This window comes from Streptomyces sp. NPDC111606 (assembly GCF_055656945.1).
The window spans coordinates 164,234-183,796 of sequence record NZ_JBVKBY010000007.1; the positions used below are offsets into that span (position 1 = coordinate 164,234).

The 19,563-nt window shown below is 71.4% G+C and carries 18 protein-coding genes and 1 tRNA gene; 11 read left to right on the top strand and 8 right to left on the bottom strand.

The window, feature by feature from the left end; all coding sequences use genetic code 11:
• Positions 1-237: 237 nt before the first annotated feature.
• A tRNA-Leu gene (locus ACZ7M7_RS25170) sits at positions 238-322 on the bottom strand.
• A gap of 189 nt (positions 323-511) precedes the next feature.
• Here ACZ7M7_RS25170 and ACZ7M7_RS25175 point away from each other — a divergent pair.
• The 3 genes from ACZ7M7_RS25175 to ACZ7M7_RS25185 all read left to right on the top strand — a co-directional run bounded on the left by ACZ7M7_RS25175 (position 512) and on the right by ACZ7M7_RS25185 (position 3,215).
• Positions 512-1,837, top strand: a complete 1,326-nt coding sequence (locus ACZ7M7_RS25175; RefSeq protein ID WP_383607658.1) for a M20/M25/M40 family metallo-hydrolase — start codon at positions 512-514, stop codon at positions 1,835-1,837.
• 157 nt (positions 1,838-1,994) lie between these two features.
• The gene (gene chpH, locus ACZ7M7_RS25180) at positions 1,995-2,228 is read left to right on the top strand and encodes a chaplin ChpH (protein WP_048584573.1); all 234 of its coding nucleotides are present in this window, start codon (positions 1,995-1,997) and stop codon (positions 2,226-2,228) included.
• A gap of 147 nt (positions 2,229-2,375) precedes the next feature.
• A complete protein-coding gene (locus ACZ7M7_RS25185) occupies positions 2,376-3,215 on the top strand; it encodes a chaplin (RefSeq protein WP_472120440.1) in 840 nt (279 codons plus the stop codon).
• 119 nt (positions 3,216-3,334) lie between these two features.
• Here the strand turns inward: ACZ7M7_RS25185 and ACZ7M7_RS25190 are convergent, their stop codons facing one another.
• On the bottom strand, positions 3,335-3,523 hold the full coding sequence (locus ACZ7M7_RS25190; protein ID WP_005485166.1) for a DUF5703 family protein: 189 nt from the start codon (positions 3,521-3,523) through the stop codon (positions 3,335-3,337).
• A 47-nt stretch (positions 3,524-3,570) separates the two neighbouring features.
• On the opposite strand from ACZ7M7_RS25190, the gene ACZ7M7_RS25195 reads away from it, so the two are divergent.
• Positions 3,571-4,311, top strand: a complete 741-nt coding sequence (locus ACZ7M7_RS25195) for a hypothetical protein (RefSeq protein ID WP_383607660.1) — start codon at positions 3,571-3,573, stop codon at positions 4,309-4,311.
• 143 nt (positions 4,312-4,454) lie between these two features.
• On the opposite strand, the gene ACZ7M7_RS25200 is transcribed toward ACZ7M7_RS25195, so the two are convergent.
• Positions 4,455-6,740 (bottom strand): helix-hairpin-helix domain-containing protein, encoded by a 2,286-nt coding sequence (locus ACZ7M7_RS25200; RefSeq protein WP_472120442.1) that lies wholly within the window; start codon positions 6,738-6,740, stop codon positions 4,455-4,457.
• Positions 6,737-7,720 carry an aldo/keto reductase gene (locus tag ACZ7M7_RS25205; protein ID WP_472120444.1) on the bottom strand — a complete coding sequence of 328 codons (984 nt, stop codon included), beginning with the start codon at positions 7,718-7,720 and terminating at the stop codon, positions 6,737-6,739. The genes ACZ7M7_RS25200 and ACZ7M7_RS25205 overlap by 4 nt, the downstream gene beginning before the upstream one ends.
• 196 nt (positions 7,721-7,916) lie before the next feature.
• On the opposite strand from ACZ7M7_RS25205, the gene ACZ7M7_RS25210 reads away from it, so the two are divergent.
• Together ACZ7M7_RS25210 and ACZ7M7_RS25215 are read left to right on the top strand one after the other, a co-directional pair.
• Positions 7,917-8,972 (top strand): LLM class F420-dependent oxidoreductase, encoded by a 1,056-nt coding sequence (locus ACZ7M7_RS25210; RefSeq protein ID WP_328428829.1) that lies wholly within the window; start codon positions 7,917-7,919, stop codon positions 8,970-8,972.
• Positions 8,973-9,222: 250 nt separating this feature from the next.
• Complete coding sequence (locus tag ACZ7M7_RS25215) at positions 9,223-10,011, top strand: ferritin-like domain-containing protein (RefSeq protein WP_383607663.1); 789 nt, start codon at positions 9,223-9,225, stop codon at positions 10,009-10,011.
• Between the two features lie 13 nt (positions 10,012-10,024).
• Here ACZ7M7_RS25215 and corA read toward each other — a convergent pair whose 3' ends face one another.
• Positions 10,025-11,023 carry a magnesium/cobalt transporter CorA gene (gene corA / locus ACZ7M7_RS25220; protein ID WP_472120446.1) on the bottom strand — a complete coding sequence of 333 codons (999 nt, stop codon included), beginning with the start codon at positions 11,021-11,023 and terminating at the stop codon, positions 10,025-10,027.
• Between the two features lie 62 nt (positions 11,024-11,085).
• Here corA and ACZ7M7_RS25225 point away from each other — a divergent pair, with 62 nt between their 5' ends.
• From ACZ7M7_RS25225 to mshC, 4 genes are all read left to right on the top strand, one after another.
• The gene (locus tag ACZ7M7_RS25225; protein WP_383629180.1) at positions 11,086-11,772 is read left to right on the top strand and encodes a histidine phosphatase family protein; all 687 of its coding nucleotides are present in this window, start codon (positions 11,086-11,088) and stop codon (positions 11,770-11,772) included.
• A gap of 99 nt (positions 11,773-11,871) precedes the next feature.
• The gene (locus ACZ7M7_RS25230; protein ID WP_383607666.1) at positions 11,872-12,462 is read left to right on the top strand and encodes a DUF3090 domain-containing protein; all 591 of its coding nucleotides are present in this window, start codon (positions 11,872-11,874) and stop codon (positions 12,460-12,462) included.
• On the top strand, positions 12,426-13,244 hold the full coding sequence (locus ACZ7M7_RS25235) for an SCO1664 family protein (protein ID WP_472120448.1): 819 nt from the start codon (positions 12,426-12,428) through the stop codon (positions 13,242-13,244). Before ACZ7M7_RS25230 ends, ACZ7M7_RS25235 begins: the two co-directional genes overlap by 37 nt.
• A 118-nt stretch (positions 13,245-13,362) precedes the next feature.
• Complete coding sequence (mshC, locus tag ACZ7M7_RS25240) at positions 13,363-14,592, top strand: cysteine--1-D-myo-inosityl 2-amino-2-deoxy-alpha-D-glucopyranoside ligase (protein WP_383607668.1); 1,230 nt, start codon at positions 13,363-13,365, stop codon at positions 14,590-14,592.
• 101 nt (positions 14,593-14,693) lie between these two features.
• Here mshC and ACZ7M7_RS25245 read toward each other — a convergent pair whose 3' ends face one another.
• Together ACZ7M7_RS25245 and ACZ7M7_RS25250 are read right to left on the bottom strand one after the other, a co-directional pair.
• On the bottom strand, positions 14,694-15,296 hold the full coding sequence (locus ACZ7M7_RS25245; protein WP_472120450.1) for a hypothetical protein: 603 nt from the start codon (positions 15,294-15,296) through the stop codon (positions 14,694-14,696).
• Positions 15,297-15,331: 35 nt separating this feature from the next.
• Positions 15,332-17,056: a S8 family peptidase gene (locus ACZ7M7_RS25250; RefSeq protein ID WP_472120452.1), complete on the bottom strand. Its 1,725-nt coding sequence runs from the start codon at positions 17,054-17,056 to the stop codon at positions 15,332-15,334.
• 310 nt (positions 17,057-17,366) lie between these two features.
• On the opposite strand from ACZ7M7_RS25250, the gene ACZ7M7_RS25255 reads away from it, so the two are divergent.
• Complete coding sequence (locus tag ACZ7M7_RS25255) at positions 17,367-18,341, top strand: SMP-30/gluconolactonase/LRE family protein (protein ID WP_472120454.1); 975 nt, start codon at positions 17,367-17,369, stop codon at positions 18,339-18,341.
• A 58-nt stretch (positions 18,342-18,399) separates the two neighbouring features.
• Here ACZ7M7_RS25255 and ACZ7M7_RS25260 read toward each other — a convergent pair whose 3' ends face one another.
• On the bottom strand, positions 18,400-19,374 hold the full coding sequence (locus tag ACZ7M7_RS25260; protein WP_383607672.1) for a PAC2 family protein: 975 nt from the start codon (positions 19,372-19,374) through the stop codon (positions 18,400-18,402).
• Positions 19,375-19,563 lie beyond the last annotated feature (189 nt).

Sequence of the window (19,563 nt, forward strand, 5' to 3'; positions counted from 1 at the left end):
CGCTGGCGGGCCCGCAGGTCTGCCTGGGGTTGTCCGGCGCCAGCTCCGTAACAAGCCGGAAATTTTAGTACGAAGCTAGGTTCGGGCACTTCGATACGCCACTTGGAGCAGCCGTTCGGGGCGGCGCGGGCGCGGGAAAGCGGGCGCTGACCTGGTGATCTTCGACGGAACGAGACTTCCCCCACACGCAACGAGTGCGGGCCGTGACCTCATGGTCACGGCCCGCACTCATTCGCGTGTCCGAGGGGGGACTTGAACCCCCACGCCCGATAAAGGGCACTAGCACCTCAAGCTAGCGCGTCTGCCATTCCGCCACCCGGACAAGGTGTCTGTCGCGCGGGGCTTCCCTCGCGGCGACAGAGAAAACATTACCAGGCTTCGAGGAGTGCCCGATCACCCCCCGTCGCGGCGTGAACGGTGTGTGACGGGCCGCGGCCGGTCTTGGGCGGGGACCGTGGGAGGGGGAGGATGAGGGGGAACCACCAGCAGCGACAGCGCGGGAGGAAGCAGCGTGAGCGAGACGGACACGGCCAGGGGCGTCACCGGCGAGGACGAGGTCGTGGACCTCTGCCGCGAGCTGATCCAGATCGACACCAGCAACTACGGCGACCACTCGGGTCCCGGTGAGCGCAAGGCGGCCGAGTACGTCGCCGAGAAGCTCGCCGAGGTGGGCCTCGAGCCGAAGATCTTCGAGTCGCACCCGGGACGCGCCTCCACCGTGGCGCGGATCGCGGGGGAGGACCCCTCCCGGCCCGCGCTGCTCATCCACGGCCACACCGACGTCGTGCCGGCCAACGCGGACGACTGGACGCACCACCCCTTCTCCGGCGAGATCGCGGACGGGTGCGTGTGGGGGCGCGGGGCCGTCGACATGAAGGACATGGACGCGATGACGCTGGCGGTCGTACGCGACCGGCTGCGCAGTGGCCGCAGGCCGCCGCGGGACATCGTGCTCGCGTTCCTCGCCGACGAGGAGGCCGGCGGCAAGTTCGGCGCCCGGTTCCTCGTCGACAAGCACCCGGACCTCTTCGAGGGCGTCACCGAGGCGATCAGTGAGGTGGGCGGGTTCTCGTTCACCGTGAGCGAGGAGCGGCGGCTCTATCTGATCCAGACGGCCGAGAAGGGCATGCACTGGATGAAGCTGGCCGTGGCCGGCACGGCGGGGCACGGATCGATGATCCACCGGGACAACGCGATCACCGAGCTGTCGGAGGCGGTCGCGCGGCTGGGCCGGCACAAGTTCCCGGTGCGGGTCACCAAGACCACCCGGGCCTTCCTCGACGAACTCGGCGACGCACTCGGCACCGAGCTCGACCCCGAGAACATGGAGGGCACCCTCGCCAAGCTCGGCGGCATCGCCAAGCTGATCGGCGCGACCCTGAGCAACACGGCCAACCCGACGCAGCTCGGCGCCGGCTACAAGGTCAACGTCATCCCGGGCGAGGCCACCGCGCACGTCGACGGCCGCTTCCTGCCCGGGTTCGAGGAGGAGTTCCTCGCCGACCTCGACAAGATCCTCGGGCCGAACGTGCGGCGCGAGGACGTGCACGCCGACAAGGCCGTCGAGACCGGCTTCGACGGGCCGCTCGTGGCGGCGATGCAGTCCGCGCTGGTGGCCGAGGACCCCGCCGCGAAGGCGATCCCCTACATGCTCTCCGGCGGAACCGACGCCAAGTCCTTCGACGACCTGGGCATCCGCGGCTTCGGCTTCGCACCGCTGAAGCTGCCGCCGGAGCTGGACTTCGCCGGCATGTTCCACGGCGTCGACGAGCGGGTGCCGGTGGACGGCCTGCAATTCGGGGTCCGAGTACTCGACAGGTTCATCGATGCGTCCTGAATTGGGCCACTGAAACGACACTTCAGTATTCGGCCAGACGTACTGGGCGTGCCCGGGGAGAGTGAACACGCTCATAGGGTCGTAGCCCTATTAGTTCCTCCTCGTTACAGGTGATGCGATCAGCTACTTGTGATCGCATTGCCAACAAGGAGGAATAATGATCAAGAAGGTCGTCGCCGCTGCGGCTGCCACTGGTGGGCTGGTTCTCGCGGGCGCGGGCCTCGCCGTCGCCGACTCCGGTGCCCAGGGTGCTGCCGTGCACTCCCCGGGTGTCCTGTCGGGCAACGTCGTTCAGGCGCCGATTCACGTCCCCGTGAACGTCTGCGGCAACACGATCTCGGTGATCGGGCTGCTGAACCCCGCCTTCGGCAACACCTGCATCAACAAGTGACGTTGTGCCTCGCCCCGTGAAAGGGGCTGAGCCCGTCGGCCCCGGAGCGCGAGCCATGCGCTCCGGGGCCGACCGGCCTTTTCTACAGCGTCGGTGGATTTCCGGCGTCGTATTTTCGGAACAAGGTCGAAGGCAGGTAACAAGCGAATGCGACAGGTCACCCGCAAGGGCCTGATGACCGTGGCGGCCGCGACCGGCATCGTCGCCGCCGCGGGCGGCGCCGCCCACGCGACCGGGTCGGGTGCGTACGGCTCCAGCGCGAACTCGCCCGGCGTGCTGTCGGGCAACACGGTGCAGGCGCCGGTGCACGTGCCGGTCAACGTCTGCGGCAACACGGTCGACGTCGTCGGGGTGCTCAACCCGGCGAGCGGCAACAGCTGTGGCAACCAGGGCGGCGGTTCGTCCGGTGGCCACGGCGGCTCAGGGGCGTCGGCCGGCGGGCACGCCACCGACTCGCCAGGCGTCGGCTCCGGCAACCATGTCCAGGCGCCGATCCATGTGCCGGTCAACGTGTGCGGCAACACCGTCGACGTCATCGGCATCGGCAACTCCGCCGAGGACAACGACTGCTCCAACAACGGCGGCGGGAGTCACACCCCGCCGGGCGGCGGTCACGAGAACCCGCCCGGGTCGCCGGAACAGCCGGGCAACCCCGGCAACCCCGGCAACCCCGAGCAGCCGGGCAACCCTGGGAACCCCGGAAACCCGGAGAACCCCGGCAACCCCGAGCAGCCGGGTAACCCGGGCAACCCCGTTGAGCCGGGCAACCCCGGTTCACCGGGCACGCCGCCCGGCACGGGCGGCCTGACTCCGGGCGGCTCCTCGCAGGGCAACCACCCGGGCGCCCACTTCGTCACCCAGCCCCAGGGCGACGCCGAGCTCGCCCAGACCGGTGTCGACCTGCCGATGGGCCTCGCCCTGCCGGTCGGTGCGGGGGCGCTGCTCGCGGGCGCGGTGCTATACCGCAAGGCACGGCCCTCGGCATAGGACGTAGGCGTCCGGCACGCAACGGAGCGGGCCCCGCCTCGGCGGGGCCCGCTCCGTGTGTTTCCTCTTCTGCTGTCCTGTCCGTCTGCGGCCCGTGTCTCGCTGTGTGGCCTCTCAGCTCACCATGTGGCCCGCACCTGTCGGATGATCCGGCGCCGCAGCCGCACCCTGCGGCTGCCGTCGCGCAGCAGGCTCAGGCGGTCCAACTCCCAGTGTCCGTACTCGGCATGGTCCGTCAGCAGGCGTGTGGCGTCCTTGCGGGAGACCCCGCGCGGCACGTACACGTCGACAAATTCGTATTCCGGCATCGCATCTATTGTGCGGGCTGGGGCCCGGTACGGATAGCGTCTGCACTATGTCTGATGCTGTGCAGCCCACCGCTGCCGAGGTACGCGCCGCCGCCGAGGCGGTCAAGACCGCGCTCGACCGTCACCTGGCCGCGGTCGAACGTCGGTCGGGTGAGGACGACCCGGCCGTCTATGAGGCGTTCAACGAGCTGGCCGCAGCCGCCGAGGTCTACGACGAGCTGCTCTACGACCGCTACGACGAGGTCACGCCCTTCGAGATCCCCGGTACGGAGGACGCCCTGCCGCCGTACACGGGACCCGAGGAACCGAACGCTGTGAGCGTGCTGATCCGCCGCGACTACGTCGTCGTGGAGCCGCAGCGACTGCGGGCGCATGCCGAGCGGATCGAGGCGGCGGACTACGACGACGGTACGGACGCGGATGCCTCCGGCACGGTGCACGGGGCGCTCGGCATCCTGTTCGGCGAGTTCGAGCCGGACGAGATCGCCTCCCGGCACAAGGAGTTCGGCCTGGAGGAGGGCGACTCCACGCTCTGGGTGACCGCGTCGGACGAGCAGCCCGAACCCGGGGAATGGCTGGAGGCGCCCTTCGAGGGCGTCGATCCGCAGCGGGTGGTCTGCCGCTTCGACGTCAGCACGGTGTTCGACGAGGACCTGGACGACGTCGACGAGGCGGAGGACGGTGACGAGGATGCCGACGAGGGCGACGGTGACGACGACCTCGAGGACGAGCTCGACAGGGATCTGGACGAGGAAGACGATCTGGAGCCGCTGGACGCGGATCGCTGACGCGGATCGCTGAGGGATCGCTGAGGCGACTACCGACGCGGGGCACGGTCGTTTCGAGACGGCGGCGGTCACGGATGAACACACCGTGACCGCCGCCGCCTTCGTGTGCGCGGCCCCCGCGCCTCCGGGGCGACCGAGACCGGTCAGCCCGCCGCCGGCACCTGTGTGCTGAGCAGGACGGGGAGGCGGGTCGTGCGCGGCTTCGCCGGGACCTCGGCGACGGCTCGGGGCAGGGCCTGCTCCACGCCGTGGACCACGGAGAGGTGGCGGTCGGCGCGGCTGAAGGCCGTGTAGACCCAGGGGCGGCTCAGGGCCTGGGCCGCGTCGCCGGGGAGCACCACGACCACCGCGGGCCAGCGGGCACCCGCAGCCTGGTGTGCGGTCAGGGCCCAGCCGTGCCGTACGCACTGCTCCACAAGTTCCTTCGGCACGACGACGGCCTCGCCCTCGCAGGACAGGTGCAGCCCCTCCGCGTCGGCCTTCACCACCTGACCCGGCACCGTACGGCCCGGCGCGGGGGAGTAGGCCACGCGGTCACCGGGGTCGAAGCCGCCGAAGCGGCCGGGGCCGGGGTTGAGCCGCTCCTTGAGGGCGGTGTTGAGCGCGCGCGTGCCGGCCGCGCCGCCGTGGCCCGGCGTGATCACACGGGTCTCCTCGGCGGGCACGCCGAGCGCGCGCGGCACCGAGTCCGCGACGAGCTGCACGGTGCGGTGCACGGCCTCGCCCGCGTCCCGCACCGGCACGATCACGACCTCCTTGCCGGGCGCCTCGACCTGGTTGAGCTCACCGATGCCGATTCCGGACACCAATTCGCCCAGCGGGCCGGGATCCGGCTGCCGCGAGGCGATCTGCGGACAGCTCCGTGCCGCCAGCAGGTCGGCGAACACCCGCCCGGGCCCCGCCGACCACAGCACCGCGGGATCCCCGGCCAGCACCAGCCGGGCCCCGTCCGGCAACGACTCCGTGAGCAGAGCGGCCGTCTCGACATCCACCTGCGGTGCGTCCAGTACGACGAGCAGATCGAGGTCGAACGCACCGTCCGCGTCCCGGCCCGGCCCTTCGGCACCGGAGAGCAGACCGGCCACGGTGGCGACGCCGGGTGCGCCGGTTTCGCTCAGCCGTGCGGCGAAGCGGCTCCGCCCGATCGGGCTGTGGGTGGCCGCCCAGGCCCGCAGCCCGAGAGCCCGCGCCGCGTGCAGCAGCGTCGCCGGTTCGGACAGGGACGCCTCCCCGCCGGTGTGGAGGACCAGGCCGTGGGTCGCCACCGCGCGGACCAGGTCGGCGGCGGTGCCCGCGTCGGCCGCGGCTCGCTCCCAGTCCTCGGCCGAACCGTCCTGCTTCGGCGCCGAGTTGATCAGGCGGGCGAGTCCGTCGGCGAGGCTCTCCTCCGCGAGGGCGTACCGCTCCAGACCGACGAGGACACGGACCGGCCGCTCCTCGTCCCCCTCCTCGGCCTCGTCGTCCTGCCGGGCCGGGGCGCCGGGCGCGTCCAGGGCGTCCTGGAAGGCCAGGGCCTCGCCCTCGGCCAGGGTGTTCTGCACGGCCGCATCGGCGTCGGGCACACCCCGCTGGTTCAGCGCGGCGGTGAGCGTCGCCAGTTCCAGGGCCGTGTGCCCGGCCAGCGCGGCCTGTTCCAGCAGCCAGACGGTGACCGCCCGGCCGCGCCGCTCGTCGTCGGGTCCGCACTCCGCGCCGAGCAGCGCCCGTGCGAACCCGTCGGCCTGCTCCGGTCGTACACCGCCGATCCGCAGCAACTGCCAGGGATCCGCGCGCAGTTGGTCACCCGCGCCCTCGCCGAGGGTCGCGGCGGCCTGCGGGGCGAGAGCCTCCGGCGCACCACTGTCGGCCAGTACTTGCCGCACGGACTCGACAGCCTCCTGCGCCGGAGCCGCGGCCGCGTCGGCCGCCACGGGCCGCGGCGGGCGCACCGGTTCCGGGGCGGGACGGCGCGGGGGCTCCGGCTCGCTGAAGACCGTGGCCGACGGCTTCGCGCCGCTCTCCACGGCCCGTACGGCGGCCAGCAGATCGGCGGCCTTCCCGCTGAGCTTGGCCCCGCTCTCCACGGGCTCCTGCCGCTCGGCCTTGCGCCGCTCGATCCGCTCTCGCTCGATGCGCTGAGCGGCAATCTCGGCCTCGGCCTCCGACAACTGCGCCCCGTCGCCGCCGTCGCCCTCCTTGGCTGCGGCGTCCTGGTCGGCGGCCTCCTCATCGCCGCCTTCCCCGTCGCCGCCGTCCGCCTCGAGGGCAGGGCCTTCGCCTTCCGAGGCCTGGCGCTTTCCCGAGGCCGATTCGGCCCCGGCGTCGGAGCCCTGGTCCACCGCGTCGCCCCTGTCGGTCCCCGCCTCCCCGGCAGGCCGCTCCCCGGCACCCCCGGCGCTCGTCGGCCCCGGCTCGGTGTTCCCCGTGGTCTCGGGCGGCTCCGTGCTCACAGCGTGCTCCAGTCGTGATCGGGATAGCGGTGCACGGGCGCCGACACATCGTCGAGCGCCCGGCAGATCTCGTCAGGAAGACTAAGGGCCTCCACTGACAATGCCGCCGTGAGCTGCTGCGCGTTGCGCGGACCAATGATGGGCGCGGCCACGCCGGGGCGGTCGCGGACCCAGGCGAGGGCGACCTGCAGCGGGGTCACGGCCAGCCCGTCGGCGGCCGTCTGCACGGCGTCCACGATGCGGCTCGCGGTGTCGTCGAGGTACGGCGCGACGAAGGGCGCCAGATGCTCCGAGGCGCCCCGTGAGTCGGGCGGCGTGGCGTTGCGGTACTTGCCGGTCAGGACGCCCCGGCCGAGCGGGGAGGAGGGGAGCATGCCGATGCCCAGGTCCAGCGCGGCCGGCAACACCTCGCGCTCCACGCCCCGCTGGAGCAGGGAGTACTCCAGTTGTGTGCTCGCCAGCCGGGTGCGTATGCCCGGCGCCGCGAGCTGCCAGGTCCCCGCCTTGGCGAGCTGCCAGCCGCAGAAGTTGGAGACACCGGCATAGCGGGCGCGCCCGCTGCTGACGGCCAGGTCGAGGGCCTGGAGGGTCTCCTCCAGCGGCGTGTACGGATCGAAGGCGTGGATGTGCCAGACGTCGACGTACTCCGTGCCGAGCCGGGCCAGTGAGGCGTCCAGCGCGGAGAGCAGATGGCCGCGCGAGCCGTCGAAGCGGCGATCCGGGTCGGGAACGCTGCCCGCCTTCGTCGAGATGACCAGGTCCCGGCGCGGGACGAGCCCCTCCATGAGCCGGCCGAGCAGGTACTCGGCCTCCCCGTCGCCGTACACGTCGGCCGTGTCGACGAGGGTGCCGCCCGCCTCCCAGAAGGTTTTCAAGAGGTCGGCCGCGTCGTGCTCGTCGGTGTCCCTGCCCCACGTGAGGGTGCCGAGCCCGATCCGGGACACGCGCAGGCCGGTGCGGCCGAGATGCCTCTGCTCCATGAACGCCGAGATTACTGGCCAGAACCTGCCATGTGGGGGCCTGTGGATAACCAGTTTTCCGGACGGTGACCGGGGAAACCGACGGCCGTGCCGCCGCCTCCGGGGCGACGCCCGCCACACTGGCCTCCCCGCGGGGCGTCCCCCGCGCTATGGTCGGGCCCACAAGGGACGTTACTGATCGGTAAGGGGATCGGCCATGCAGCTCGGGATCAACCTCGGCTACTGGGGTGCCGGAATGGACGCGGACAACCTCGCCGTCGCGCAGGAGGCCGACCGGCTGGGGTACGCCGTGTGCTGGGCCGCCGAGGCGTACGGCTCGGACGCGGCCACCGTACTGAGTTGGGTCGCCGCCCAGACCGAGCGCATCGACGTCGGCTCCGCCATCTTCCAGATCCCGGCCCGCCAGCCGGCGATGACGGCGATGACGGCCGCGACCCTGGACTCGCTCTCCGGCGGCCGCTTCCGGCTCGGCCTCGGCGTCTCCGGGCCGCAGGTCTCCGAGGGCTGGTACGGCGTCAAGTTCGACAAGCCGCTGGCGCGCACGCGTGAGTACGTCGAGATCGTCCGCAAGGCCATGACGCGCGAACGCCTCTCGTACGAGGGGCAGCACTGGACGCTGCCGCTGCCCGGCGGTCCCGGCAAGCCGATCAAGCTGACCGTGCACCCCCAGCGCGAGCACATCCCGCTGTACATCGCCGCCATCGGCCCGAAGAACCTCGAGCAGACCGGTGAGATCGCCGACGGCGCCCTGCTGATCTTCCCCTCCGCCGAGCACCTGGAGGACACGACGATCAAGTACCTGCGCGCCGGGCGCGAGAAGGCCGGCAAGACCCTCGACGGGTTCGACGTCTGCCCGACCCTGCCGCTCGCCGTGGGCGACGACAAGGACGTGGCCACGCTGGCCGACACCTTCCGCCCCTACACCGCGCTGTACGTCGGCGGCATGGGCAGCCCCAAGCAGAACTTCTACAACCAGCTCGCCCAGCGCATGGGGTACGAGAAGGAAGCCGCCGAGATCCAGACCAAGTACCTCTCCGGCGACAAGCAGGGCGCCGCGGCCGCCGTACCGCACGACCTGATCGACAGGACCACGCTGCTCGGCTCCGTCGACCGCATCGCGGACCGGATGAAGGCCTACGCGGCGGCCGGGGTCACGACCCTGTCGCTGGCTCCCGCGGGCTTCACGCTCGACGAGCGGCTCGCCTCGCTCCGCGCCGGCACCGAGGCCCTGGAGCGCGCCGGGCTCGCGTGACGCCCGGCGTCACCGGCAGACCGTAGGACCTGCCAAGTTTCAGCGGCCGTGGTGGGGGCTCGGGGGTCTTCCCCGCCACGGCCGTCATGCAGAACAACGCGCGCGTGTCCACGCGGTTACGCCCGCGTCGTGACCCCGATCGTCATTCTTTTGGCGGAGTTGTCCGACACAGCTGTTGCAGCACCTCTCTTACCGCATTTGACTCGTTCTCTGCGGAATCCTGCGGCGTCCTGCAGAGAGGTGCCCCACGATGCTTTCGGCCAAGAGTCTGTTCCAGGAGATCATCGACAACGACGAATCCTTCCGCCTGTTCTGCTCCATCGCGGCCAGCGGCGAGTCCCAGGGCGGCTGGGAGAACGCGCGTATCGCCGCGCTCGTCCCGGAGAGCCAGCGCCCGCTCGCGCCCAAGATCACCCGGCACGGGGCGGACGAGGACAAGCACGGGCGGATCTTCAACGCCCTGATGAAGAAGCGCGGCCTCGAACCCGGCCCCGTCCCGCCCGAGACCGACTACACGATGCTGCTGGAGCAGCACGGCATCGGTCTCGCCCACGAGAAGCTCAAGTCCGAGCAACCGCTCACGGTCGAGGACATCATCGTCTACCTGTCCCACAGCCGGGTCACCGAGCAGCGGGCCGCCGACCAGATGGTGATGCTCAAGAAGTACTTCGCCGACCACCCGGACGTCGGCAAGGCCGTGCGGATGATCTCCAACGACGAGGACAACCACCTCGCGTACACCCATGAGGAACTGCTCCGCTTCGCGGCAGCGGGACGCGGCAGGCTGATCCAGCGGACGCTGCGCGAGTGCGCGCTCGCCGAGATCCGGGTCTACCGGGACGTCAGCCTCGCGGTCATGGACCACATGGGACGCATCCTGGGCTGGTCCCGCCCCAAGGCGGCCGTGCTCGCCGCGGGCATCCACGCCATGTACGTCTGGGAGCGGCTCGCGGGCTGGCGGCGCATGGTGTCCCTGAGGATGCCGGAACGACGCGACGCCCTCGGCGGACCCGCCACGTCCGCGCCCGAGTTCGCCTGACCGCATCCGGTCCCTACAGCCAGCCCCGGCGTTTGAACAGCCGGTACAGCAGCACCTCCAGGGCGGCCATGCCCACGATCAGCGCCGGATACGACCACCGCCAGGTCAGCTCCGGCATGTGCTCGAAGTTCATGCCGTAGATCCCCGCGATCATCGTGGGGACCGCGGCCATGGCCGCCCACGCGGAGATCTTCCGCACGTCGTCGTTCTGCCGGACGCTCGTCTGCGCGAGGTGCGCCGAGAGGATGTCCGAGACGAGTCGGTCGAGGCCCTCGACCGACTCGTTCACGCGCGTGAGGTGGTCGCTGACATCGCGGAAGAAGGGCTGCGCCTTGTCGTGCACGAAGGGCACCCGCGAGCCCAGCAGACCCGTACCGACGAGCCGGGACAAGGGCTGCGCCAGCGGGCCGGTGGCCCTGCGGAACTCCACGATCTGCCGTTTGAAGTTGTAGATGCGGGACGCCGTGTGCCGTGTGCCCCCGCCGGTCGGCGAGAACACCTCCGCCTCCAGCTCCGCCAGGTCCGTGCCCAACTCGTCCGCCACGTCCACGTAGTGGTCGACCACGGCGTCGGCGATCGTGTACAGCACCGCCGTGGGACCGTGCCGGAGCATCTCCGGTTCGTGCTCCAGACGGCGCCGCACCGCCCCCAGCGGCGCCTCCTGGCCGTGCCGGACGGTCACCACGAACGAGTCGCCGATGAAGACCATCACCTCGCCGGAGGTGACCACGTCGCTGTCCGGCTCGTAATCGACCGGCTTGAGGACCATGAACAGCGAGTCGTCGTACACCTCCAGCTTGGGACGCTGGTGCGCGTTGAGCGCGTCCTCCACGGCCAGCGGATGCAGTCCGAACTCCTCGGTGACCTTGTCGAACTCCTTCGCCGTGGGTTCGTACAGGCCGATCCAGACGAACGCGTCGTCCTGGAGGCGGCACAGATCCAGGGCGTCGGAGAAGTCCCCCGGCCCCGGTGTCCGGCGCCCGTCCCGGTAGATGGCGCAGTCGACGATCACGGAGCGTATTCTCCCGCCCTCCGGCCACGAACGCACCCCGTCGTGCGCCTACCCTGGGCGGCATGCCCACGCTGATCCTGGTCCGGCACGGACGTTCCACCGCCAACACCGAGGGACTGCTCGCCGGCTGGACGCCCGGTGTCGCCCTCGACGAGCGCGGGGCCGAGCAGGCCGCCGCACTGCCCGGACGGCTCGCCGAGCTGCCGCTGTCCGAGGTCGTCACGAGCCCGCTCCAGCGCTGTCAGGAGACGATGCGGCCGCTCCTCGAAGCCCGGCCCGGACTCACCGCGCACACCGACGAGCGGATCGGGGAGTGCCACTACGGCGACTGGTCCGGCCGCAAGCTCGCCGAACTCAAGGACGAGCCGCTGATGGAGGTCGTCCAGGCGCACCCGTCGGCGGCCGCGTTCCCGGGCGGTGAGTCGATGCGGGCGATGCAGACCCGGGCCGCCGAGGCCGTACGCGAGTGGAACGCGCGCGTGGAGCGCGATCACGGTGCCGACGCCGTGTACCTGATGTGCTCGCACGGCGACATCATCAAGTCCCTCGTCGCGGACGCACTGGGTCTTCATCTCGACCTCTTCCAGAGGATTTCCGTTGAACCGTGTTCCATCACCGCGATCCGCTACACACGCCTGAGGCCGTTTCTCGTACGCCTCGGCGACACCGGTGATTTCGCGTCCCTCGCCCCGCGCGAGGAGCCGCCGGCCGGTGACGCGACGGTCGGGGGCGGCGCGGGCGCACCGTGATCGTCCGGCGCAGTAGGGTGAAGCGGTCGAAGCAGCGCCGTACTCACGACTGCACCGACCCACGATTCGCCGTACTCACGATTCCAATGGAGACAGGACGTGTCCCGTCAGGTGTTCCTCTACGACCCCCCGGACCGCTTCGTGGCCGGTACGGTCGGACTGCCCGGGCGCCGTACGTTCTTCCTCCAGGCCACCGCAGGCTCCCGGGTGACCAGCGTGGCCCTGGAGAAGACCCAGGTCGCCGCCCTCGCCGAGCGCATGGACGAGCTGCTCGACGAGGTCGTACGGCGTAGTGGCGGCAGCGCCTCCGTCCCCGCCATGGCGCCTTCCGAGATCGCCGACACCGAGCCGCTGGGCACCCCCATCGAGGAGGAGTTCCGCGTCGGCACCATGGCCCTTGCCTGGGACGGCGAGGAGCAGCGGATGATCGTCGAGGCGCAGGCCCTCGTGGAGCTCGACGCCGACTCCGAGGAGGACCTCGCCGAGGCCGAGGAGCGGCTGCTTCAGGACGAGGAGAACGGGCCCCCGATGCTCCGGGTCCGGCTCACCGGCACGCAGGCGCGAGCCTTCGCCAAGCGTGCCCTGGACGTCGTCAACGCGGGGCGGCCGCCGTGTCCGCTGTGCAGCCTCCCGCTCGACCCGGAAGGACACGTATGTCCGCGCCAGAACGGATACCGCCGCGGAGCGTGACCTCGGTGGAGCTGCTCACCGAGGGTGAGCTGACCGTGCGCGGCCGGATCCGCGAGGCGTCCAACGCGGCGCTGTTCTGCACGGTCGCCCGCGACGGGCACGAGGCGTCCTGCATCTACAAGCCGGTCGTCGGCGAGCAGCCGCTGTGGGACTTCCCCGACGGGACGCTCGCGCAGCGGGAGGTCGCCGCGTACGAGATCGCCGAGGCGACCGGCTGGGGGCTCGTGCCGCCCACCGTGCTGCGGGACGGGCCGTACGGCGAGGGCATGGTCCAGCTGTGGATCGAGGTCACGCCCGGGGCCGAGCTGCTGGCCCTGGTCGACGGCGAGGAGCCCGAGCCCGGCTGGAAGGCCATCGGCTTCGCCGAGGTCGGGGACGGGAAGACCGCGCTGCTGGTGCACGCCGACGACGAGCGGCTGCGGCGCCTGGCCGTCCTGGACGCCGTGATCAACAACGCCGACCGCAAGGGCGGCCACCTGCTGCCCACCGAGGACGGCCGGCTGTACGGCATCGACCACGGCGTCACGTTCAACGTCGACAACAAGCTGCGGACCCTGCTGTGGGGCTGGGCGGGGGAGCCGCTGACCGGGGAGGCCGTCGAGGTGCTCGGCTCCCTGCGCAAGGGGCTGGAGGCGGGCGGTGAGCTTGCCGTACGCCTGGCCGGGCTGATCACGACCGCCGAGGTGGAAGCCACGCGCGCTCGTGTCGAGGCGCTGCTGACGTCCGGGAAGCATCCGGAGCCGAGCGGGGAGTGGCCGGCCATTCCCTGGCCGCCCGTGTAGGAGCACACTCTCCGGTATCGCGTGCAGCACAGTGGCCGGCATCGCGCAAGAACGCCTTACCGGCCATCCGGCCTGGTCCGGTTCGTGTACGGAACATCCGTCCGGTTAGGCTCATGACATGTATGCCTGGCCCGCTTCTGAGGTCCCCGCCCTGCCCGGTCAGGGCCGCGACCTGAGGATCCACGACACCGCGACCGGGGGCCTGGTCAGCCCCGACCCCGGTCCCGTCGCCCGTATCTACGTCTGCGGCATCACGCCGTACGACGCCACCCACCTGGGGCACGCGGCGACCTACAACGCGTTCGACCTCGTGCAGCGCGTGTGGCTCGACACCAAGCGGCAGGTTCACTACGTCCAGAACGTCACCGACATCGACGATCCGCTCCTGGAGCGGGCCGAGCGTGACGACATCGACTGGGCCGCCCTCGCCGAGAAGGAGACGGCCCTCTTCCGCGAGGACATGACCGCCCTGCGCATGCTGCCCCCGCAGCACTACATCGGCGCGGTCGAGGCGATACCCGGCATCGTGCCGCTCGTGGAGCGACTGCGGGACGCGGGTGCCGCGTACGAACTCGACGGCGACGTCTACTTCTCCGTCGAGTCCGACCCGAACTTCGGCAAGGTGTCCAACCTCGACGCCGCCGCCATGCGGCTGCTGTCCGCCGAGCGCGGCGGCGACCCGGAGCGGCCCGGCAAGAAGAACCCGCTCGACCCGATGCTGTGGATGGCCGCCCGCCCGGGCGAGCCCAGCTGGGACGGCGGTTCGCTCGGACGCGGGCGGCCCGGCTGGCACATCGAGTGCGTCGCCATCGCCCTCGACCACCTCGGCATGGGCTTCGACGTCCAGGGCGGCGGCTCCGACCTCGCCTTCCCGCACCATGAGATGGGCGCCTCGCACGCCCAGGTGCTCACCGGCGAGTTCCCCATGGCCAAGGCCTACGTCCACGCCGGCATGGTGGCGCTGCACGGCGAGAAGATGTCCAAGTCCAAGGGCAATCTCGTCTTCGTCTCCCAGCTGCGCCGCGACGGCGTCGACCCCGCCGCCATCCGGCTCGCCCTCCTCGCCCACCACTACCGGGCCGACTGGGAGTACACCGACCGGGTGCTGGAGGACGCCGTGGCCCGCCTCGACCGCTGGCGTGCCGCCGTGTCCCGGCCCGACGGGCCGCCCGCCGAGGCGCTCGTCGAGGAGATCCGCGAGGCCCTGGCGAACGACCTGGACGCCCCGGCCGCGCTCGCCGCGGTCGACCGCTGGGCCGCCGCACAGGAGGGGAGCGGCGGCACGGACCCGGGCGCCCCCGGCGTCGTGTCGCGGGCTGTGGACGCGCTGTTGGGCGTGGCTCTCTAGACACCCCGGACAACCCCGGACACGACAGGGGCGCTTCCACCCCACGGGTGGAAGCGCCCCGACGCGTTTGCTCAGGTGCCCGTCAGACGTTCAGGTGTCCGTCAGAGCCGCTGGATCCGGACGCTGCGCAGCACAGTCGGCGACTGGGTGTCCCAGATGCCGATCACCTGGTGGCCGAACGCGAAGGCCTGCTGGATCTGCTGGTGGATCTGCGGGTTCGGGTTGTTCAGGACCCGGAACTGGTTGTTGATGCGCAGGAAGATCTGATGCGGCTGCCCCTGCAGCGGGTGGACGATGTCGATGAAGCCGTTCGCCACACCGGAGGCGAGCGCCTGCGCCTGGACCTGCTGGACGACCTGCTGCACCGCCGCCAGTGCGACCTGCTGCAGCTGCTGCTGCATCTGCTGCTCGGCCTGCTGTGCCTGCTGGTCCTGCTGCTGGCCGGCGAACTGCTGCTGGCCCAGCTGCTGCTGAGGCTGCTGTTGGCCGAACTGCTGGCCGAGCTGCTGGAGCAGCTGCTGGTAGGGCTGCTGCTGGCCGAGCTGCTGGAGCTGCTCCAGCGAACCGCTCATGCCCATGCCGGACGGCTGTTGCTGGCCGTAGCCCTGCTGCTGTCCGTACGGCTGCTGCTGGTACGGCGACGTGCTCGGGAACTGCTGGCCCTGCTGTTGTCCCATGTGACTCATCTGCGGGGTGGTGCTCATTCGGGTGTCACCTTCCCTTGATGTGATGGGCTGCGTCAGCCGGTGATCACCAGGCCGACGATCTCGTCGTCCGAGAACCACACTCGGACATCGGGCCGTCCCCCCGCGAAGGCGGTGTGGACCGCCTGGCGGATCTCCGGGGACGGATGGTTGAGGTTCCGCCACTCACCGGCCACGAACAGCCTTAGCCGGGGCGGAAGTTCACGCGGATACGGCAGCAGCTCGTCCCAATACCGCTCGGCCCGGCCGGAGCCGACCGCCTGCGGTACCAGATGAGTGACGGCCGCCTTGATGTCGGGCCGGTTGCCGATCCGCTGGGAGGCGGGCCGGCCCGGCGCGTCCTGCTGCGGGGAACCCGTCGCCCGCAGTACGGCACATGCGCGCTCGGGGGACATCGGCGGCTGGCCCGCCACCTTGAGCATGCCCTGCAGCGCGGCCAGCGCGCCGACCACCACCGGGGAGGCGGAGGACGTCCCCGAGAACGTGTCGGTGTACCAGGCGATCTCCTCGGGCCCGCCCTGCAGATCGCCCGGCCTGTCCCAGGAACCGCCGGTCGTCGTCACCTCGCGCCCCCAGCCCTGCGCGTCCACCCGGGCGCCGTAGTTGGAGAACGCCAGCCGTGAGCGGTCGGGGCCGTGGTCGCGGCCGTGCGTGCCGGGCGGTGGTGCGCCCGCGCCGACCAGCACGGACCCGGAGCCCGGGTTGGAGGGGTTGAAGGGGTTGCGCCACGACTCGGGGAATCCGTCCGGGCGGCGCTCGTAGACGGCGTCGTCGAGCGACTCGGCGCCGTTGCCCGCGGCGGCGACCACGAGGACGCCCTTGGCGGTGGCGTGGCGGACGGCGGCGAAGTCGTCCGGCCACCATTCGAGAGCCACGTAGCCGCGCTGGTCGTCGCGTTCGGCGTACTCGAACCGGGGCCCCGGGCGGTGCAGTTCGATCAGCACGATGTCGCCGGGGCTCAGCCGGTCGGCCGCCGCCTGGATCGCTGCCGCCGTGCCGACGCCCTGGAAGGACGCGGCCGCGGTCACCGTGTCCGGCACGATGCCGCTCACGCCGTACTCGTTGCGGTCGCCGCCGATCACACCGATCACGGCGGTGCCGTGGTTGCGCCAGGCGAGGTCGGTCAGCGGGGTGCCGACGACGACGCCGGCCAGTTTGGCGGCCAGGTCCTCGTGGCCGAGCTGCCAGGAGCCCTCCACGTCGATCACGGTCACGCCCTGACCGGTGCCGCCGGGCCGCTGCCAGGCCCAGTGCGCGTCGACGCCCTCGGGCGCGGGCCGCAGATAGCCCTGCCGGCCGCTGTAGTCGGGCGTGACCGGCGTGCCCTCCTTCAGACGCCTGCCGTCCTCCCCGATCCGCCCGAGGGAGGCCGGCACCGCGCCCGGCTTCACATACGCCGTGTCGATCCCCGGCAGCGCGGCGATACGGGCGCGCAGCTCCTCGGCGCGGCTCTCCCCGCCGCGCACCCGGTAGAACAACGCGAGGTCGGGCACGTCCTGCGCGCCGGTGGCCTGCTGAAGCCGGTCCTCGCTGCCGAACAGGGGCTCCAGCGCGAGCTGTTCGTCAGTGAGGAACATGTTGAGAGCCGAGACGTCGGCGCCCGCCACCGACCGGACGCCCTCGGCCCGGGCACGCAGCCGGGCCTCCGGTCGGGCGACGACGATCAGTTCCTGCTCGGCTCCTCGATAGGTGAATCCCGCTCCGTCGGGCCCCGGCCCGGACGCTCCCGGGCCCTGCGCCGGCTGTGCCTGGTCGCTCATCGTCTGCCGCTCCCTTCGGTCCTGCGGGCTGCAAGTGCGGGTGGTGCGGCGCGCCTTCGGTGGACAACCAAGCACTCGCGGGCCGTTCCGTCCAGACCGCTTTCGCCAACTCGGTTTGGAATCAAGTTGAATTGGGCAACGTGTGCAATCCGGCTTGAAACAGATGTCACGCGGGAATCGGGTCAGATGTGTCCAGTCGCTGTCGAGAGGCTGTCTACGGCTGCGGGGGCGGTCGGCGTGTGGTGGGGTGGAGGAGTCAGTTGACCGTTGGACCAGCCGACGGCCGGTCCTGTCCGCGGAAGGACGCACCGTGGCCCCCGAGCACCGCTCCTTCGCACCTCGTCCCACCCGCCGCGCACTCCTCACGGCCGGCGCCGCCACCGCCGGTGCCGTACTCGTAGGGTCCGCAGGCACCCCTGCCACGGCGGCCGGAAAGACCCGGCCCGCCGTGATCCACCTCCCGAACGGCTTCCGCCCGGAAGGCATCACCATCGGCGGCGGTCCGTACGCCTACCTCGGCTCCCTCGGCGACGGCTCGATCTACCGAGCCGACCTGCGCACCGGCGAGGGGTCCGTCATCTCGGCCGGGCCGGGTACGCCGTCGGTGGGCCTCAAACTCGATCACCGGGGACGCCTGTTCGTCGCCGGACGCGGCCAGGGCGCCCGCGTCGTCGACGCCCGCAGCGGCAAGATCCTCGCCTCGTACGTCCTCACCACGGCGACCCCGACCTTCGCCAACGACGTGTTCCTGACCTCGCGCACGGCCTGGTTCACGGACTCCTACCAGCCCGCGCTGCACGTCCTGCCGCTCGGCCGGCGCGGCGAACTGCCGGACGCGGACGAGGTCGTGACGCTCACCCTGAGCGGGGCCTGGAGCCAGGTCCCCGGCGAGGTCGTCAACGCCAACGGCATCACCGGCACCCCCGACGGCTCCGCGCTGCTGGTGGTGCAGTCAGGGGTGGGCGGCCTGCACCGCGTGAACCCGCGCACCGGCGTCACCGAGCTGGTCGACCTCGGCGACGCGGCCCCGCTCACCAACGGCGACGGGCTGCTGCTGACCGGGCGGACGCTGTACGTCGTCCAGAACCGGCAGAACGCCATCGACGTGTTCAGGCTCGCCGCCGACGGCCGCAGCGGTGCCTTCCAGCGCCGCATCACCGACCCGCTGTTCGACGTACCGACCACGGTGGCCGCGTACAAGGGCCGCCTCTACCTGCCCAACGCGCGCTTCACCACGACGCCGGCACCGGAGACGACGTACGACGTGATCTCCGTGCCGGCCTGACGAGTTCCGTCCCCTTGAGGCGAGCGAGGGCGGTGCGCTCGGCGCACCGCCCTCGTCCTCACTCCTCCGACGACTCGTCGTCGTCCGTGCCGCTCGGCCTCGGCGGCTTGGGCGGCTTCGTCCGGCCGCCCGGGTTGTCCTTCAGGAAGGGTCCGGCGTCCCCGCCGTCCGCCGTGGCGTGCCCGCCCGCCGACGGGTCCCGTCTGCGCAGATACCGCTCGAACTCGCGGGCGATCGCCTCGCCCGACGCCTCCGGCAGCTCCGCCGTGTCCCGGGCCTCCTCCAGCGACTGCACGTACTCCGCGACCTCGCTGTCCTCGGCGGCCAGCTGGTCCACGCCGACCTGCCAGGCGCGCGCGTCCTCGGGCAGCTCGCCCAGCGGGATGCGTACGTCGATCAGGTCCTCGAGCCGGTTGAGCAGGGCCAGCGTCGCCTTCGGGTTGGGCGGCTGCGAGACGTAGTGCGGTACGGCGGCCCACAGCGACACCGCGGGTACGCCGGCGTGCGTGCACGCCTCCTGGAGGACGCCGACGATGCCCGTCGGGCCCTCGTACTTGGTCTCCTCCAGATCCATGCGGCGGGCCAGATCCGAGTCGGACGTGGTCCCGCTGATCGGGACCGGACGCGTGTGCGGGGTGTCGCCGAGCAGAGCGCCCAGGATGACCACCAGCTCCACGCCCAGCTCGTGCGCGAAGCCGAGGAGCTCGTTGCAGAACGAGCGCCAGCGCATGGATGGCTCGATACCTCGGACGAGTACGAGGTCACGCGGCTTCTCGCCGCTGATGCGGACCACCGACAGCCTTGTCGTGGGCCACGTGATCTTGCGCACTCCGTCGTCCATCCACACCGTGGGGCGGTTCACCTGGAAGTCGTAGTAGTCCTCGGCGTCCAGCGCCGCGAACACTTCGCCCTTCCACTCCCTGTCCAGATGCGCGACCGCGGTGGAGGCGGCGTCGCCGGCATCGTTCCAGCCCTCGAACGCGGCCACCATGACCGGGTCGATCAGCTCGGGAACCCCCTCGAGCTCGATCACCCAGCGCCTCCTTCCGACGTGCCCTCGCCTGACCACCCAACCTTACGGCGTGCGGCGGGGGCGCCCGCAGCCCCCTTGCATGGGGGAGTGAACGGATCACTGCCCCGTTCACCACCCCGGAACACCCCGCAGTCATCCGAGCTGTCTCCGGCCGACGGGCGCGGTTGACCGGCCCCGTCACCCACTCGT